We start from the raw sequence: 17,049 nt of genomic DNA, 5'->3' as shown, positions 1-17,049 counted from the left end.
ATAATAAATATTTAATTTTAGTTGAATATATCGTTACAGGTATAAGTTTGGTTAAGCCGAACCCCTTTTTCAGTATGTTTTACGGTAATAATCTCATTATGGGCATCATGCTCTAAAAAGAGATAGAAATTTTGGTCAGCTGCCATGTTTAAAAACACTTCTTTTTCATCCAACGTTAACAAAGGTCTAGTGTCGTAACCCATAACAAATGGTAATGGCAAATGACCTGCTGTAGGTAATAAATCTGCCATAAAGCAAATGGTCTTTCCTTTATAATTAATCATCGGAATCATTTGTTTATCGGTATGTCCGTCGGCAAAGAAAATATCAAACCCTAACTCGGAGTTTTTTAAAAATCTATTTTCTGGAAGTGATGTAAACTTTAATTGTCCACTTTCTTCCATAGGTAATATGTTTTCTTTCAAAAACGATGCCTTTTCTCTCCTATTAGGTTTTGTGGCCCATAGCCAATGATTGGGGTTGCTCCAAAATATGGTATTCTTAAAAGCGGGTTCGTAGCCTGTTTTGTCTTTATTCCATTGTATACTACCACCACAGTGGTCAAAATGCAGATGGGTCATAAATACATCAGTGATATCATCTCTATGGAAACCATATTTAGCAAGAGATTTGTCAATAGTATCATCTCCCCAAAGGAAATAATACCCATAAAACTTATCGCTCTGCTTGTTGCCCATACCTGTATCGATAAGAATTAATCGATTATTATCTTCAATTAGCAAGCAGCGTGCCGCAATATCAATCATGTTGTTATCATCGGCAGGATTGGTGCGTTGCCACAATGATTTGGGAACTACACCAAACATAGCACCACCATCGAGCTTAAAATTACCTGCGTTTATGGGATATAATTGCATAGGCGCGCAATTTACCAAATTAGCTCGGAATACGTAATAACCTTGTGATTTTATTAGGATTTTTTGAGTTGTAAAAAAAAAGCTATTTTCGAAATGTTTTAAAAACTAAACCATGGTTGAATTAGCAGGTATTATCATTCTTGGAATTTTAGCACAATGGGTAGCCTGGAAATTTAAAATTCCAGCAATCTTACCGTTGATCCTAATTGGTTTGCTTGTTGGCCCAATAGCAGCTGAATTCATTAATGAAGATGGGTCTAAGTGGATTGAACCAATTTGGAACGGTAAAAAAGGCTTGTTTCCAGGTGAAGGCTTATTTTATTTTGTTTCCCTTGCCATTAGTATTATACTTTTTGAAGGTGGATTAACATTAAAGCGGAGCGAGATTAGGAATGTAGGGCCTGTAATAACCAAATTAATTACTGTAGGAGCTACGGTTACCTTTTTTGGAGGTGCTGTTTTAGCGCATTATTTATTTGGCTTAAGTTGGGATTTATGTTTTCTGTTTTCAGGATTAATCATCGTTACAGGACCAACCGTTATTACACCAATATTAAGAAATATACCTTTAAAACGAGATGTATCTGCCGTTCTAAAATGGGAAGGTATACTTATTGATCCCATAGGAGCTTTGGTTGCGGTTTTAGTGTTTGAATTTATTTCTGTAGGAGGTGAGGTAGGTTTCACAAAAACAGCACTTATTGAATTTGGTAAAATTGTACTTTTTGGCACTACATTTGGGTTCACTTTTGCTCATGCTCTAGTATTTGCCATAAACAAAAAGTTTATCCCGCACTATTTATTGAATGTAGTCTCGCTCTCAGTAGTACTTTTAGTGTTTGTAGAATCCGAGATTTTTGCTCATGAGTCTGGCTTATTGGCAGTTGTTGTGATGGGTATGGTGATAGGCAATAGTAAGCTAGATAATATTAAAGAGCTACTTTATTTTAAGGAATCATTGAGCGTATTGCTTATCTCCATACTCTTCATACTACTAGCGGCAAACATTAACTATCAAGATTTAATGTTATTATATCGATGGGAGACACTCGCTCTGTTTTTAGCTATCGTATTTGTGGTTAGGCCGTTGGCCGTTTTTGCAAGCGCGCAAGGCTCAAAACTAAAGCTGAACGAAAAAATGTTTATCAGTTGGGTTGGGCCTCGAGGAATTGTAGCCGCAGGTATAGCCTCTCTTTTTGGCAGTAAATTAAGTGTACAAGGTGTAAACGGCGCTGAATATATCACACCATTGGTATTTATGATTGTCCTAGGTACTGTATTACTAAATGCAACCACTGCACGTATTTTTGCTAAAATATCAGGAGTGTTCTTAACAAAATCCGAAGGTATTTTGATTATTGGAGCTTCAAAAGTGTCTCGTTTAATTGCTCAGTATTTAATTGACAATGGAAGGCATGTGGTTTTGGTAGACAGTAACCAAAACAATGTTAATGAGGCCGAGAAATTGGGTATTGAAGCACATACAGAAAACATATATTCTGACACATTGAAGGATAATATTGAATTTAGTGACATAGGTTATTTGTTAGCATTAACAGGAAACGCAGATATTAATCGGTATGCCGTTGAGAAATTTGGCGCTCAGTTTGGTGAAAACGGATCGTTTAGATTAGCCTCTAAAGCCGAATTAGAAAATGGCGCTATTTCACCCGAAGATGGTGTTTTTACATTATCAGACGACTTCAACAACCTAATACAAGTTTCAGAGAATTATCCCGATATTCAAGAAATTTCAGTTAAGGATTTAGAGTCTTACAATACTACTTTAGAGAACATTAAATCTGATAAAAACCAAATCCCATTATTTCTTAAGACAAGTAAAGATATTATACATGTTATCCCATCTCTAGATGACGATGTAGAAAAGGAAATTGATGCCAAAAGTAAATTGGTGTATCTGGGTAAGCAACTCACAAGATAAAAGCTCGGTTATTAACAACCGAGCCTTCTCCACTAAATATGATTAAGCTATTTGCTTAACCAAATATGCGGTAATTAGTGTTTTATCACTTTTCTTGTGACTATTTGATTATTCTTCTTAACCCTTATGAAATAAACTCCGTTTTCTAAATTTTCTATAGAAAAGTAGCTTTTTGGAGTTTTTAGCACTTCCCGTCCATTGATATCATAAACCATGGCGCCTTCTATTTCTGGGTCAGTTATGTTTATGAAATTTTTTGTTGGATTAGGATATAAGTTGAACGTGAATTCATTTTCATCAGAAATGGATAATGTTTCATTGGTTACCGTTAGAACCAATTCTTCATTGTTACGACACTCCACGCCAAATTCGTAATCAAATCCGCCGAAAGACGCCATAATTGTAATGGGTAAATCGCATTGGTCTATTGTATCTCCTGGTCCAGATGTATTTAACACAACAAATTCATCATTAACAGAAGGAGAAAAGCCAAGAATAAGGTCAATATTTCCATCGAGATTTGCATCACCATCGATGGTAAGAAGGTCGTAATTTATACCTTGGTCAGTACCGTTTAGCTCTACCTGTAAAACTGACGAAGGACTTGAATTATACTCATTTACCAATGATAAAATTCCTGGTGAAGCACCTGGTGCAAATGTGCCACTATTGACAAAATCAGAAGAGCCGCTCGGTAAAGTTAAAGTACCTGTACCTTTTATAATGCCCGAAGCCTCATTAGTCAAGGTACCAGAACCATTAATGGTCAGCGTATTTTGTACAACATCAATAGTACCAGAGTTACTGAGTTGAGCGCTAATAATCGTACTTCCCGATGCAGCATTACTCAGCAAAGTGCCAGCATTATTGAACGTATTTGGTGAAACACCAAAATTACTAAACCCAGAAGTGGAGGCCTGTAAGTCAATAATACCACCAGAATTATTATTTAATACTGAATTGGTTGCAATCGAAATTGTCCCACCAACAATTTGCCTTATTTCACCATTATTGTTTAATGTACTGCCACTGCTTATGCGCTTGGTTCCGCCTGCGGTTTTTATGATTAGGTTTTCATTTGTAAGTGTGCCACCACCTTCAATATTTCCGCTGTTCCACGATATTGAACCGCTTCCTGTAAAATTGAACGCTGTAGAGCCAGGCACGATTATATCATCATTCCAAAATATATTACCATCTAGGATTCCTGTTAAATCACCAGTGACATTTATTGGAAATGCCCAAGCAAGCATACCATTAGTGTCAATGTTGTATGTTCCAGCACTTAATGTTATGCCTTCATAATTTAAATTCAATGTACCATTGTCAATGTCAATAATTCCGTCGTTATTGGTCATATTTATTGAAATGGAGCAGTTATCGGTATCGCTTGGTAAAGCTACGCTTAAAGTTCCTTGATTGTTAAGCACTCTTGTATCATCAACAAAGCTCTGAGAAGCTATGTTACCATCATTACCTAAAAAATTAATTTCTCCAGAACTATTGTTATTAATTGTGCCGTCTGCATCAATTAAAAGGTCAGCTCCGCCAATTAAATTAATGACACCATCATTTTCCAAAGTTGTACCGTCTTCTATGGCAAGATTTCCAGTAATTAAGCTAATTGTGCTTAGGTTGGTAAGCGTTCCTCCGCCAATTAAATCTCCTCCTAAATTGTTAATGGTATTATTACCAGTAAAATTAAATACTGCTGATGCCGTTACTGAGAAATCAGCCCCCCAGTTTAAATCACCAGAAACAATTCCTGAAAACACTCCAATAGCATCAATAGTATCATTCCAATTCATAGTTGCTCCAGCAGCCACATTAAATTCACCACCCATAAAATTAGCATTATCAGTATTGATGTTTAATGTGCCAGAATCTACTTGAAAAACACCATCTGTATTTATCAATTGTCCATCAATAATAACAACATCAGTTGGCATTGGAAGAGAAACCTTTATCGTTCCGAAATTATTTAAGGTCGTTGGAGGAGCACCAGAATTTGTAATTTCCGACCCAGGAGATTGAAAATCAATAATGCCTGTACCAGAATTATTTAGGACACTGTTTGTACCAATGATTATGCTGGCGCCTCCAGAAAGATTAATGTCTCCAGGATTATTTAATACCACTGAACCACCGAGGTCAAATCCAGTAAAAGATAAATTAATGGTTCCGCTGTTTAATAAAATTCCTGGCCCTATAAGGTCTCCAGAAGACCAATTGACGACAACGTTATCTTCAAATTCCGATGGATTTTCGATAGTAATGGTTTCTGTAACATTTAGAATAGAGGTTCCTTGTACCTCAATGGATAGAATGGTCGCAGGAGTATCTACAGTAACGACAAAACCAGTAGGGATTAAAACATCTTCTGTGGAGGTTGGAACCGTACCAGACCAATTGTTTTCGTTGGACCATAAGTCATCTTCAGTGCCTGTCCAGACATTTTGGGAATACATTGAAATTGTTAGGCACATGGCAATGCCAAAGCATAATTTTGTTTTCATAGTGGAGAAATTTAAAGTTCTCCAATAAAGCTAGTATTTACAAGGGTTGAAGATGATAGAATGTGATAACTGACTTAAAAAACAACATGTTTAACACCTATCTTTTGGTAAGGTTAGACTTAAATGTTCTAGAAAGCGGTATTTCGATATTTGATTGTAACAAAAGTGTTGTGCTATTTTGTGCAGTTATGAAGTTTTTGTTAATCACATAGGATCGATGTACTCGAACAAAATTTGGAGGTAGGTCCTCTAATACATTTTTAAGCTTATTTCTATCGATTAGTGTTTTATCTTCAATAACAAACTCTAAATAATTACCATCCGATTTTATAAACTTAAGATCGTTGAGGTATACCTTCGACTTGTTGTTAAGTGTAATATATTCCTTTTCGACTTTCTTTGCAATTTCTTCTTTTTCACGCTCAACAACGGTAACTTTTTTCCGGTATTTTTTTAATTGGATAAACAAGTAAACGATACCTAAAAATGTAAACACATAAATAGTATAGGCTTCATAAGTTCTATACCAAGGTGGTTTTATTTTGATATTTAGTTCAGCGCCTTTTTCATTCCAGATGCCATCACTATTTGCGCCTTGAACTTTAAAGGTATATTCTCCAACAGGTAATTTCACATACCTCGCTATTTTTGGCGCAACCGATTCTACCCAATTAGGATCATAACCTTCCATCTGATAGCGAAAACTATTTAGCGGAGGATTGGTATAGTTAAGGCCGATATAATTTATCTCAATAGTATTTTTTTCCCAAGGAAGACTAATTTCCTTTTGCAATGCACTTATATTTTGTATGGTATCGGATGTTATGGCATCCAATTCACTGATGTATATTAATGGTTTATTCGGGTTTTTAATTTTTATTTCACTTGGCTTGAAAGAGGTGATTCCATCGACCCCTCCAAACCATATTGTCCCATCACTTGTTTGTACGACCGATTTTCTATTAAACTCTAAGTTTTCAAGTCTGTGCTTCTTATTATAAAACCGTGTAGTCGAATCTGAAGGGTCAAAGGACAGAATACCTTTATCCGTGCCCATCCACAGGACGTGATCTTTATCTTCAATAATACTGTAAATTATTTGGTTCTTAACATGTATGGGTTCAATTATTGAATTTGAGGTATCAAGCCGATAAAGCCCTTCATTAGTGCCAATCCAAAGCCTTCCCCCAGAGCTATGCAAATCCCAAATTGATGTTTTGAGGGCACTTTTATTTTTGGTTTTAAGTGAAATTATACCTTCTGTTTCTTGATTATAGGCTACTAAGCCTTCTCCTTCGGATGCGATATAAATAAATCCATTGTGTTCAATTATTTTCTGAATACCTGAGTGTCTGAGGTATTTGGTTAAGGAAATGGATTTTATTAATGAGCCATCTAACTTATGTACCTTATGAATACGCTTATGTGATGCGACCCAAAAATAAGCTTCGTCGGTATTAAGTATGGTGAAAGCTTCTTTAAAAATGGAATCTTCAATGGGTAAGTTAATTATTTTGAAGGTATTAGTTTTTATATTATAGCCAATTATGCCCGCATTTGTAGCCATCCATAATTCATATCTGCTATCAGGAATTTTAGCAATATTCCATATAAATAAACCCTGATAAGGAAAGTTAGAGGGTAATGCCAATTTGCTGAATTGACTAGTACCTTCCGGCTTATAATATAGGCCATCTCCCAAAGTATTGGCATAAATACTATTGCCATCCGCCAATAATCCCATTACAACATCATTCTTATTCTTTCTCAGTTCTGAATGTTCAAACTTTTTTCTATAGGTGTCGTAATGATAAATCCCGCCCAAGGTGCCCACCCAGACACCACCTGTATAGTCTTGATAGAGGCATCTTACTTGTTGTGTTAATGTGGATGTACCCAATGGAATTTTGAATAGCGTTTTTGTTTTAAAATTGTATTCAAACAAACCGCCATCAGTCCCGATCCATAATTCATTAGCATTAATCTCAAGAAAAGCCTTTGGCAGTAAGTTATTGGGCAATTTTGGCAGTTTCCTATATAGTGGCGCATCTAAATCCGCATTGAAGTTATTTGGTAACCATAGCGTGTTGGAGTAAGCACCAAAATAAACTTTTTGCCTTGCTAATGCAGAATCATAAACACGTTGAAGTACCCTTTTACGCTTCGTATCTATAAACCCTAATTCTCCTGGTATCGAGTTGGCGTAGATTATAGATGCGCTTCCATTCGTAAGGCTTACACTTTTAAAATCAGCGGTTTCAACTTTTTGATCCTCGCTCTCAAGTTGTACAAATCCCAAATCCCCTTGCGTACTGAGCCATAAATTATTGTCTGTATCAATTTCGATTTCCATCACTTCAATATTGTCAAAATTTGAAGTCATTTCTGACCGAAAGCTTATAAAACTACCATCTTCAGAGTTATATTTTAAAAGCCCCTCTTTAGTGCCAACCCATAGATTTCCAAAACTATCTTGAGCTAATGACCGAACAACGTTTGAGGTAAGGGATGTAGTATCTGAAGCTATATTGTAAAAAGGTTCGGACCAATAACCGTTGTATTTATTGAGGCCGTTATCTGTGGCAATCCAAATATAGCCCTTGTCATCCTGTATTATATCATAAATAATATTGTTGGAAAGCCCATCTTCTGTAGTAATATTTTTAAATAAATACTTTTTTTCAGCCATTTGGGAGGCCAATTCTAGAGATATAAAAAACAGAAAAAGAGTTATAGCAATTAACCGCATCAGAATGCATTATGATGACAGAGTTAAAGATACTAAAGAGTATTTAAAGAATTACAATGTTTTAAAGGGCTAATCATTCAATTTTAGAACGGCCATAAATGCCTGTTGAGGTATCTCTACATTACCAACTTGACGCATACGTTTTTTACCTTTTTTCTGCTTTTCTAAAAGTTTGCGCTTACGCGAAATATCTCCTCCGTAACATTTAGCAGTAACATCTTTTCGAAGGGCCTTAATGGTCTCTCTGGCAATAATTTTTGCGCCTATTGCGGCCTGAACTGGAATATCAAATTGTTGCCTTGGAATGAGCTCTTTGAGCTTTTCCGTCATTTTTTTACCAATGGTATAGGCATTATCCGCATGTACAAGAGCGGAAAGGGCATCTACGGTCTGACCGTTCAATAATATATCAACACGAACTAATTTTGAGGCTCGCATACCGATTGGTGAGTAATCGAAAGACGCATAACCTTTTGAAACCGTTTTTAGTCGATCATAAAAATCAAAAACAATTTCGGCTAATGGCATATCGAAACTTAACTCAACGCGCTCTGTGGTTAAATAGGTCTGATTGGTAATTTGACCACGTTTTTCAATACAAAGACTCATTACAGGACCGACAAAATCCGATTTTGTGATTATTGTAGCTTTTATGTACGGCTCCTCAACTCGATTCAAGGTCGAAGGTTCGGGCAAATCCGAAGGATTGTTTACAATAACAATATCATCGGGATTTTTGTTAGTAAAGGCATGATAGCTAACGTTTGGCACCGTTGTAATAACAGTCATATCAAACTCACGCTCTAAACGTTCTTGGATTATTTCTAAATGTAGCATTCCTAAAAAGCCACAGCGGAAACCAAAGCCTAAAGCCGCAGAGCTTTCAGGCTGAAATACTAATGAAGCATCATTGAGTTGAAGTTTTTCCATTGATGCACGAAGTTCTTCATAATCTTCGGTATCTACAGGATATATTCCGGCAAATACCATAGGTTTTACATCTTCAAACCCTCCAATGGCATTGGTTGTTGGTGTTTTAGCATCAGTTATAGTATCACCAACTTTAACTTCTCGAGCATCCTTAATTCCTGTAATTAAATAACCCACATCGCCAGCTTTTATGTCTTGCTTAGGGACTTGCTTTAGTTTTAATGTGCCAACCTCATCCGCAAAATAGCTTTTGCCTGTATTTATAAATTTAATGCTTTGCCCTTTTCTTATTGAACCGTTAATCACCCTAAAATAGGTTTCAACACCTCTAAATGGATTGTAAACTGAGTCAAAAATCAAGGCCTGTAAAGGTTCGTTGGGATTGCCTTCTGGAGCAGGAATTCGTTCTATGATAGCTGCTAAAATATTTTCAACGCCAAGCCCCGTTTTCCCACTGGCGGGAATGACTTCTTCAGGGTCACAGCCTAATAAATCGACGATATCATCAGTAACTTCTTCAGGGTTAGCACTTGGTAAATCAATTTTGTTTAATACAGGAATAATTTCCAAATCGTTCTCTAAGGCTAAATACAAGTTTGAAATAGTCTGCGCTTGTATACTTTGAGCAGCATCAACAATTAAAAGCGCACCTTCACAAGCAGCAATAGATCGAGACACTTCATAAGAAAAATCGACATGACCCGGTGTGTCTATAAGATTTAGAATATATTGTTCGCCTTCATAGGTATACTCCATTTGGATAGCATGGGATTTTATAGTAATACCTCTTTCGCGCTCCAAATCCATATTGTCTAACAATTGGTCCTGTTTTTCTCTATCAGTAACAGATCCCGTAAAATCCAATAATCGGTCTGCCAGTGTGCTCTTTCCGTGATCAATATGTGCTATGATGCAAAAATTGCGAATATTCTTCATCTATCTTTTTCTTAGCCAAGAATTTGGGTGCAAATATAATTGATTTCTTATGTTTGAAGTAGTAAAAAACACTTTAAAACCTTTATGAACTATGGAAAAACCATAGCATAAAGTAAAAAACAATCTTTATATTGCAATTCAAACCTAACTAATGATTGCTCACTTACGTTCTTACATCAGCACTTTTCTGCTTGTGCTGGCTCTGAATACTTCTGCTCAGGATTACTCTATTTCTGGAAGAGTTGTTGATGCCCAGAATCAACCACTTTCATTAGTGAATATAGTACTTAGTAAATCGGTTGTTGATGATTTAAAAAGCAGCAGTGGATTTACTATTATTAAGGGTACAGCAACAAATGATGATGGATCCTTTAGATTTAAAAACTTGGAAGCTGGTAGTTATAAAGTTGTAGCAACAATTATTGGTTTTGAAACTTTTGAGCAAGTAATAGTGTTAACGGGTCAGCTAGATTTAAAAACGATTGCGCTTAGAGAACTGTCCGAGAGCTTAGATGAAGTTACTATTATCGCAAAAAAGCCAACCATCACTCGCAAACCTGACCGACTAATTTTCAATGTTGAAAATACGGCTTTAATAGAAGGTAATACACTGGGTGTATTAAAGAGCACGCCAGGTGTTATTGTGAGTGAAGGAGGTATAAACATTAAAAGTGCACCAGCAGCTGTTTATATTAACAATCGCAAAGTGCAACTTACCCAAGACGAACTTATTCAGTTGTTGGAAAGTGCGCCGGCCAATAGTATAAAGTCTGTTGAGGTAATTACCAACCCTCCCGCAAATTACGATGCCGATAGCGGATCGGTCATCAACATTATAATGAGTAAAAATTTGGTAACGGGTTATAGAGGTAGTGTTGAAACTAAATATACTCAAGGGGTTTTTCCAAGTTATAATGGAGCTACCAATCATTACTTTAAGAACAACAAAATTAATCTTAACCTTAATTATAGTTATACTAACCGGAAGATTAATAGAGATCAGGACGATAGTGTTAACTTTTTAGATGACAATAATACCATTGACCAAATATGGCGATCTAATGTAAATAGAAACACATGGTCCGAAACACATAAACTTAATCTTAATTTCGACTATTATCTTGACGACAAAAACACATTAAGCCTTACAAGCACAGGCTTATACACTCCATACTTTAAATACCAAATAAAAAACAACACCGACATTTTTGATGCAAATCAAAACTTCTTATCGAGCTTTGCTGCTGATAATTTATCTAGAGACAAAAAGTATAATATAGGTTCAGACTTAATATTTAGACACGAATTTGAAAATGAATCTAGTTTAACTTTCAATGCCCACTATACCATTTATGATTATGAGCGTGACCAAAACGTATTTCAGGATGAACAGGGTAATGTTAATGACTCAGAATTCAATACACTTGCCAATCAGGACACTCAAATTGTTACCGGTAAATTAGATTACAATTTAGCTATTGACGACACCTCTATTTTCGATGCTGGTCTAAAATATTCTAATGTAAACACAGATAGCGATATTACGCGAACAAACATCATTAACGGTCAAGGAGTTCTGGACCCTGATAATACAGATGCCTTCAAATACGACGAAAAAGTTTTTGCTGCTTATTCTAACTATAGCAAATCCTGGGATAAATGGGATTTGAATATCGGATTAAGGGCTGAGCAAACCAATATAGAAGGAGAGTCGGTTTCCTTGAACGAAACCAATACACAAGATTATCTCAATTGGTTTCCAAATGCCAGTCTGTCTCATCAAGTCTCTGATGATGTTAATATTTATGGAAGCTATAAACGTAGCATTACAAGGCCGAGTTATACCAATTTAAATCCATTTACTTTCTTTATAAATGAAAACACGGTGGTATTGGGTAACCCTAACTTAATACCTACCTATAGAGATCATTATAAGATTGGAATCAATTTTCTAGAGTATTTTACCGTTGAGGCCTATTACATGAATTATGACGGAGACATTGTTGAATTGCCAAGGCAAGATAACCAAACCAATATTGTCGCCTTTACTCCAGTTAATCTTGATAAAAAAGTAGATTATGGGTTTGACTTTGCTTTTGATTATTATGAGCTAAGTGATTGGAACATTTCTTTTGTAACATCTTTTTATAACATTTCTGAAGAGGCTAACTTTGGAGAAAGTTTTGTAGAATTAAATCAATGGGCTAATTATAGTGAATTATCCAATAACCTGTTTTTATTAAAAGATAGGAGCCTAAACATCAACCTTACATTGACTTGGGTAGGTAAGAATTTACAGCAGTTTCAAATTGTTGAGGATAGGTTAGTATCTGAATTGAGTATCTCAAAATCTATTTTTAATAAAAAAGCCATAATATCGTTGGTAGTGGAAGATATATTCAACTTTCAAGATTATGAATCCTCAATTAACTATTTAAATCAGTCTAGTGCAAGGTTTGATGATGTCGATAATAGATTCGTAAGAATAGGATTTCGTTATAACTTCGGAAACACCAAACTCAATACAAACGAGAGAACTACAGATGTGGAAGAACGCGAAAGGTTAAAGGATTTAAATTAATCTTGCCATTCCGCTATAAACAAGTTAGTATCTCTTGTGCCACCATTGTTACGATTAGAGGAGAACACCAAATGTTTGCCATCATTAGAAAATACTGGGAAAGCTTCAAAAGTTTTGCCATGTGTGACTCGTCTTAGGTTTTTCCCATCGGTATCAATCATGTAAAGGTTGAAAGGAAAACCAATTTCACTTTCAAAATTAGAAGAAAATAAAATCTTTTCTCCGCTCGGATGAAAAAATGGACTCCAGTTGGCATTGCCCAAAAAAGTCAATTGGCGCAAATCTGAACCATCAGCATTACAGATAAACAATTCCATATCACTGGGTTCTACCAAACCTTTGGCGAGTAACTCCTTATATTCAGTTTTTTCCTTTTCCGTTTTTGGTCGAGAAGCTCTAAAGATAAGTTTAGTGCCATCTGGTGAGAAAAACGCACCGCCATCATAGCCCAATTCGTTGGTGATTTGTTTTACATCTGTACCATCGATATTCATAGTATAAAGCTCTAAGTCGCCACTACGTGTTGAAGTAAATACAATTTTATCACCTTTTGGCGATACGGTTGGCTCGGCATCGTAACCAGTTTCATCGGTTAATTGGCTTATAATATTACCCTCTAAATCTGCAACAAAAATGTCGTAACTCTCGTAGATGGGCCAAATGTATTTTCCGTTTTCTTTAGCTGGGACTTCAGGGCATTTTTCGCCACCTAGGTGTGTAGAAGCATAAATAATGTGTTTGTTGTCGGGTAAAAAATAAGAACAGGTCGTTCTTCCCATTCCAGTACTTACCATTGGTGGCGCAATACTATCTGATAGGGTTTCGTCGGCATTCATTAAAAACATTTGATCACAGCTGACGCCCCATTTAGAATGATTAGACTGAAAGACTAATTGTTTATCATCAAAACTCCAATAAGCTTCAGCATTATCACCGCCAAAAGTGACTTGTCGCAGTGATTTAAAGTTTCTCTCTTCCGGATAAATTAATGGATTTTTAACTTTAGCTGAATCTTTCTGGGCAGATTCAAAAGTTTCTGTGCTTTTAGGGGGTTCATTTTTGCAAGACGAAAATGACAGCAATACAACAAGAATTAGAGCTAATTTCTTCATGTTAAAGCGTATAATAAATGGCTATTAATGCCTAATTTTGCGTAAAAATAAGATATACTTATGAAAAAAATAGTGTTTTTGTTGCTTTTAGCGGGTCTCTTTTCCTGCAAAAAAGACGTTGCAGTTTCAGAAAATAAAATTAAGGAAGATGTAGCTTTTCTAGCCGACGATAAGTTAGAAGGCCGCCAAACAGGCACCGAAGGTGAAGTAAAGGCTTCAAAGTACATTGTTGAGAGGTATAAGGAAATAGGCCTACAACCCAAAGGGACAGAAGATTTTCTACAGCCCTTTTCATTTAAACCTAAAATAGACCCACACAAGGAAGTAGAGTTTACAAAAAATACCGACAGCACAATTACAGGACGTAATGTTATTGGCTTTATCGATAATGGAGCCAAAACAACTGTGGTTATTGGCGCACATTACGACCATTTAGGTTATGGTGGTGAAGGCTCACTGCATAGAGGTGAAGAAAAAGCCGTACACAATGGTGCAGACGATAATGCTAGTGGAGTTGCAGTGATGTTAGATTTGGCCAGACGATTAAAATCGAAAAATGAAGCGACAGGAATTAAAGATCAAAACAACTATATGTTTATGGCGTTTTCTGGGGAAGAAATGGGCTTATTGGGCTCTAATTATTTTTCAAAAAACCCAACGATTAATGCTGAATCCATAAACTATATGATTAATATGGATATGGTAGGTCGCTTGAAAGTAGATAGTACGTTAGCCGTTTATGGTGTTGGTACATCACCACTATTTAGACAAACCATAAAAGCTAATAACGATAAGTTTAAACTGATTGAGAATGAGAGTGGTGTAGGGCCTAGTGATTTCACGTCGTTTTATTTGATTGATGTACCTGTATTACATTTTTTTACAGGCCAACACGAGGATTATCACAAACCAGCTGATGATGCCGATAAATTGAATTATGAAGGAATGAATCTCATTTCAGATTATATTTTTGATATTATTTCAGATCTAGATGATAATGGTGAATTGGCCTTCCGTACCACTAAAAATGAAAGTGAAGAAGTCCCAAGATTTAAGGTAGGATTGGGTGTAGTGCCAGATTATTTATTTGATGGAAAGGGGATGCGCATCGATGGTACCCGAGAAGACACACCAGCCTTTAATGCAGGCTTGCAAAAGGGTGATGTTGTAGTAAAACTGGGAGATAGTCTTGTTACTGATATGATGAGCTATATGAGAGCATTATCGGTATTTGACAAAGGTGATGAAGCGGCAATTTCTGTAATAAGAGCCAATAAAAAAATAAAAACTAAAGTAGTCTTTTAGTTTTTATAATTACCTTGTGAATGATTAAAGTGTTTTTAATTAATTTAGAGCCTAGGTATATAATATGAATGAAGGTGCAGTTTATATAGCTGAAATAGAGAAGCTTAATTTTAAGAATTTTGAGAATGTAAATGGCATTACATTCTTAAAAAATGATATGTCTATTTATCCATGGACAATATTTTTGGGTAACAATGGCACAGGAAAAACTAATATTTTAAAAGCACTATCATGTTTAGAATCTGAGGAGGAGTCTGGGATATTAGATAGAGAAGGGAAAGAAGAAATATTCTATCTTTCAAAGGGTCTTTCTGAAAATCACGAAATTAAAGCTTTGGCCTTATTTGATAATAGTTTATTTGAACTGGAAACCGAACAACATAACGATAGAGGCTCTAGGAGAATACTGAGGAATAAGAAATTCAAAGATTTCATCATATATGCTTATGGGGTAAATAGACGCTCATCTAAAGAAATAAAACTATCTACTCAAGAAGATGTGGGTAATAACGAAACCCTCTTTAACCCCGATTTCACTCTAATAAATTTAAATGAATGGCTTTTACAGACAGACTATGCTGTTAAAAATGGACAAAAAACCGCTAAAAAACGTCTTGATTTAATAAAATCAGTGATTACAGGAGAAATATTTCCAGAGCTGCAGGATTTTAAATTCCACACAAGCGAAAGACTAAATAATTATGTTGAATTTAAAACTAATGAAGGTTGGTTTAGGTTTGAAGATTTAGCCTATGGCTATCAGTCAACACTATCATGGATTATAGATTTTTGTAAAAAAATGTTTGATAGGTATCCAAATTCTCAAAATCCTTTAAAAGAACCAGCTGTTGTTTTAATTGACGAAATAGATTTACACTTACATCCTGAATGGCAAAGGAATATTACTCAAATATTATCTAATTTATTCCCTAAAACTCAGTTTATTGCTACTACTCACAGCCCATTAGTGGTCCAATCTTTACAAGAAGCCAATGTTTATGTTTTAGTTAAAGAAAAAAACTCAACAAATGTATCGATTTCTCGTATGCCTAATAAAAGTTTTAAAGGGTGGAGTGTGGAGGAAATACTAAATAAAGTTATGGGGTTGAAATCTAAGGTAAAGTCGGATTTATATTTGGAGTTAATCAATCAGTTTGACGAAGGGTTAGACAAGGCTGATTTTGAAAAATCAAAAGAGGCTTTTGACAAACTTATGGATATATTACCAGATTCAGATTCTCAAAAGCGTGTACTTCAAATGCAAATAAAACAGTTTCCCGAAGTTAGATGATAAAATTAGAATTATCAGATAAACCTAAAAAACTTACTGAAAAAGTACAAAAAAGACTTACAAAAGAGTTTATAAATTCTGGCAAGAAAAAAGTTGTTTGGAAATATAAATATATTTATGAAGAGGTAAGAAAGATTGCGTTTGGGAAGTGTTCATTTAGCGAGATTAATCTAGACACGAAAAGTACATATACTGAAATTGAACATTTCTTTCCTAAAGACCTGTATCCTAATAAAGTAGTTGAATGGGGTAATCTACTACCATCATCAAAAAAATGTAATACAACAAAAGGTGATACAGATACTGTTAAGGACAAAATAGTTAACCCACTTATAGATAACCCCAAAGAACATCTATATTTTGAGAATTTTAGACTTTACCCCAAAGATAGCTCTAATATTGGAAGAAACACTATTTTAACTGTAGCATTAAATGATAGGCTACATTTTGTTAATCCTAGATCAGAGCAGTCTTTAATGGTTCTTGATTTTATGGATGCTTTTTACGAGGATTATATAGAAACGGATGAACTTAAAAAACTTAACGGCATTAAATTGTCAAATAGAATTAATAGAATAAAAGGAATATTAAGCAGTATTAATCGAAAAACCGAATTTTCAGCTTGCATTGCTACAGCAGTGATTGATTCACCTAATTACATTGAAATTATTTCCTATTTAAAAAATAATGACTTTTGGGATATTGAATTTCAATCTTACGAAGAAGAATTATCATTTTGTTATTTGGGAAAGCAATAGATTATCATTTACAACTCTGAAATTTAAGCCATAACGAAGACAGATAATATT

At 35.2% G+C, this 17,049-nt stretch carries 10 protein-coding genes; 5 read left to right on the top strand and 5 right to left on the bottom strand.

Annotated elements, in window-relative coordinates:
* Window positions 1-17 precede the first annotated feature (17 nt).
* Window positions 18-878: an MBL fold metallo-hydrolase gene (locus tag Q0992_RS01915; protein WP_299519802.1), complete on the bottom strand. Its 861-nt coding sequence runs from the start codon at window positions 876-878 to the stop codon at window positions 18-20.
* A 112-nt stretch (window positions 879-990) separates the two neighbouring features.
* Here Q0992_RS01915 and Q0992_RS01910 point away from each other — a divergent pair, with 112 nt between their 5' ends.
* Complete coding sequence (locus tag Q0992_RS01910) at window positions 991-2,820, top strand: sodium:proton antiporter (RefSeq protein WP_299519800.1); 1,830 nt, start codon at window positions 991-993, stop codon at window positions 2,818-2,820.
* A gap of 74 nt (window positions 2,821-2,894) precedes the next feature.
* Here the strand turns inward: Q0992_RS01910 and Q0992_RS01905 are convergent, their stop codons facing one another.
* The 3 genes from Q0992_RS01905 to lepA all read right to left on the bottom strand — a co-directional run bounded on the left by Q0992_RS01905 (window position 2,895) and on the right by lepA (window position 9,951).
* Window positions 2,895-5,336 (bottom strand): T9SS type A sorting domain-containing protein, encoded by a 2,442-nt coding sequence (locus Q0992_RS01905; RefSeq protein WP_299519798.1) that lies wholly within the window; start codon window positions 5,334-5,336, stop codon window positions 2,895-2,897.
* 97 nt (window positions 5,337-5,433) lie between these two features.
* A complete protein-coding gene (locus Q0992_RS01900; RefSeq protein WP_299519796.1) occupies window positions 5,434-8,025 on the bottom strand; it encodes a two-component regulator propeller domain-containing protein in 2,592 nt (863 codons plus the stop codon).
* Window positions 8,026-8,154: 129 nt separating this feature from the next.
* Window positions 8,155-9,951 carry a translation elongation factor 4 gene (gene lepA / locus Q0992_RS01895; RefSeq protein WP_299519794.1) on the bottom strand — a complete coding sequence of 599 codons (1,797 nt, stop codon included), beginning with the start codon at window positions 9,949-9,951 and terminating at the stop codon, window positions 8,155-8,157.
* Between the two features lie 151 nt (window positions 9,952-10,102).
* Between lepA and Q0992_RS01890 the strand changes: the two genes are divergently transcribed.
* A complete protein-coding gene (locus Q0992_RS01890; protein WP_299519792.1) occupies window positions 10,103-12,532 on the top strand; it encodes a TonB-dependent receptor in 2,430 nt (809 codons plus the stop codon).
* Here the strand turns inward: Q0992_RS01890 and Q0992_RS01885 are convergent.
* Complete coding sequence (locus Q0992_RS01885) at window positions 12,529-13,644, bottom strand: hypothetical protein (protein WP_299519790.1); 1,116 nt, start codon at window positions 13,642-13,644, stop codon at window positions 12,529-12,531. The two genes, Q0992_RS01890 and Q0992_RS01885, sit on opposite strands and share 4 nt — an antisense overlap.
* 60 nt (window positions 13,645-13,704) lie before the next feature.
* Here Q0992_RS01885 and Q0992_RS01880 point away from each other — a divergent pair, with 60 nt between their 5' ends.
* The 3 genes from Q0992_RS01880 (at window position 13,705) to Q0992_RS01870 (ending at window position 16,998) form a co-directional block, all read left to right on the top strand.
* On the top strand, window positions 13,705-14,949 hold the full coding sequence (locus tag Q0992_RS01880) for a M28 family peptidase (RefSeq protein WP_299519788.1): 1,245 nt from the start codon (window positions 13,705-13,707) through the stop codon (window positions 14,947-14,949).
* Window positions 14,950-15,013: 64 nt separating this feature from the next.
* Window positions 15,014-16,240: an AAA family ATPase gene (locus Q0992_RS01875; protein WP_299519786.1), complete on the top strand. Its 1,227-nt coding sequence runs from the start codon at window positions 15,014-15,016 to the stop codon at window positions 16,238-16,240.
* Window positions 16,237-16,998, top strand: coding sequence for a hypothetical protein (locus Q0992_RS01870; protein WP_299519784.1), 762 nt, complete (start codon window positions 16,237-16,239; stop codon window positions 16,996-16,998). The genes Q0992_RS01875 and Q0992_RS01870 overlap by 4 nt, the downstream gene beginning before the upstream one ends.
* The last annotated feature ends 51 nt before the right edge of the window (window positions 16,999-17,049 follow it).

The organism is Winogradskyella sp. (genome assembly GCF_028289625.1).
Classification (GTDB): Bacteria; Bacteroidota; Bacteroidia; order Flavobacteriales; family Flavobacteriaceae; genus Winogradskyella.
Note: the sequence above shows the minus strand (reverse complement) of the source record. Positions and strands in the feature narration are given on the sequence as shown.

What these genes read in the sequence shown, in the direction of transcription:
- Q0992_RS01900 (WP_299519796.1), bottom strand. Translation starts at nt 8,025, where the DNA reads ATGGCTGAAAAAAAGTATTTATTTAAAAATATTACTACAGAAGATGGG.
- Q0992_RS01875 (WP_299519786.1), top strand. Translation starts at nt 15,014, where the DNA reads ATGAATGAAGGTGCAGTTTATATAGCTGAAATAGAGAAGCTTAATTTT.
- lepA (WP_299519794.1), bottom strand. Translation starts at nt 9,951, where the DNA reads ATGAAGAATATTCGCAATTTTTGCATCATAGCACATATTGATCACGGA.
- Q0992_RS01890 (WP_299519792.1), top strand. Translation starts at nt 10,103, where the DNA reads ATGATTGCTCACTTACGTTCTTACATCAGCACTTTTCTGCTTGTGCTG.
- Q0992_RS01870 (WP_299519784.1), top strand. Translation starts at nt 16,237, where the DNA reads ATGATAAAATTAGAATTATCAGATAAACCTAAAAAACTTACTGAAAAA.
- Q0992_RS01915 (WP_299519802.1), bottom strand. Translation starts at nt 878, where the DNA reads ATGCAATTATATCCCATAAACGCAGGTAATTTTAAGCTCGATGGTGGT.
- Q0992_RS01905 (WP_299519798.1), bottom strand. Translation starts at nt 5,336, where the DNA reads ATGAAAACAAAATTATGCTTTGGCATTGCCATGTGCCTAACAATTTCA.
- Q0992_RS01910 (WP_299519800.1), top strand. Translation starts at nt 991, where the DNA reads ATGGTTGAATTAGCAGGTATTATCATTCTTGGAATTTTAGCACAATGG.
- Q0992_RS01885 (WP_299519790.1), bottom strand. Translation starts at nt 13,644, where the DNA reads ATGAAGAAATTAGCTCTAATTCTTGTTGTATTGCTGTCATTTTCGTCT.
- Q0992_RS01880 (WP_299519788.1), top strand. Translation starts at nt 13,705, where the DNA reads ATGAAAAAAATAGTGTTTTTGTTGCTTTTAGCGGGTCTCTTTTCCTGC.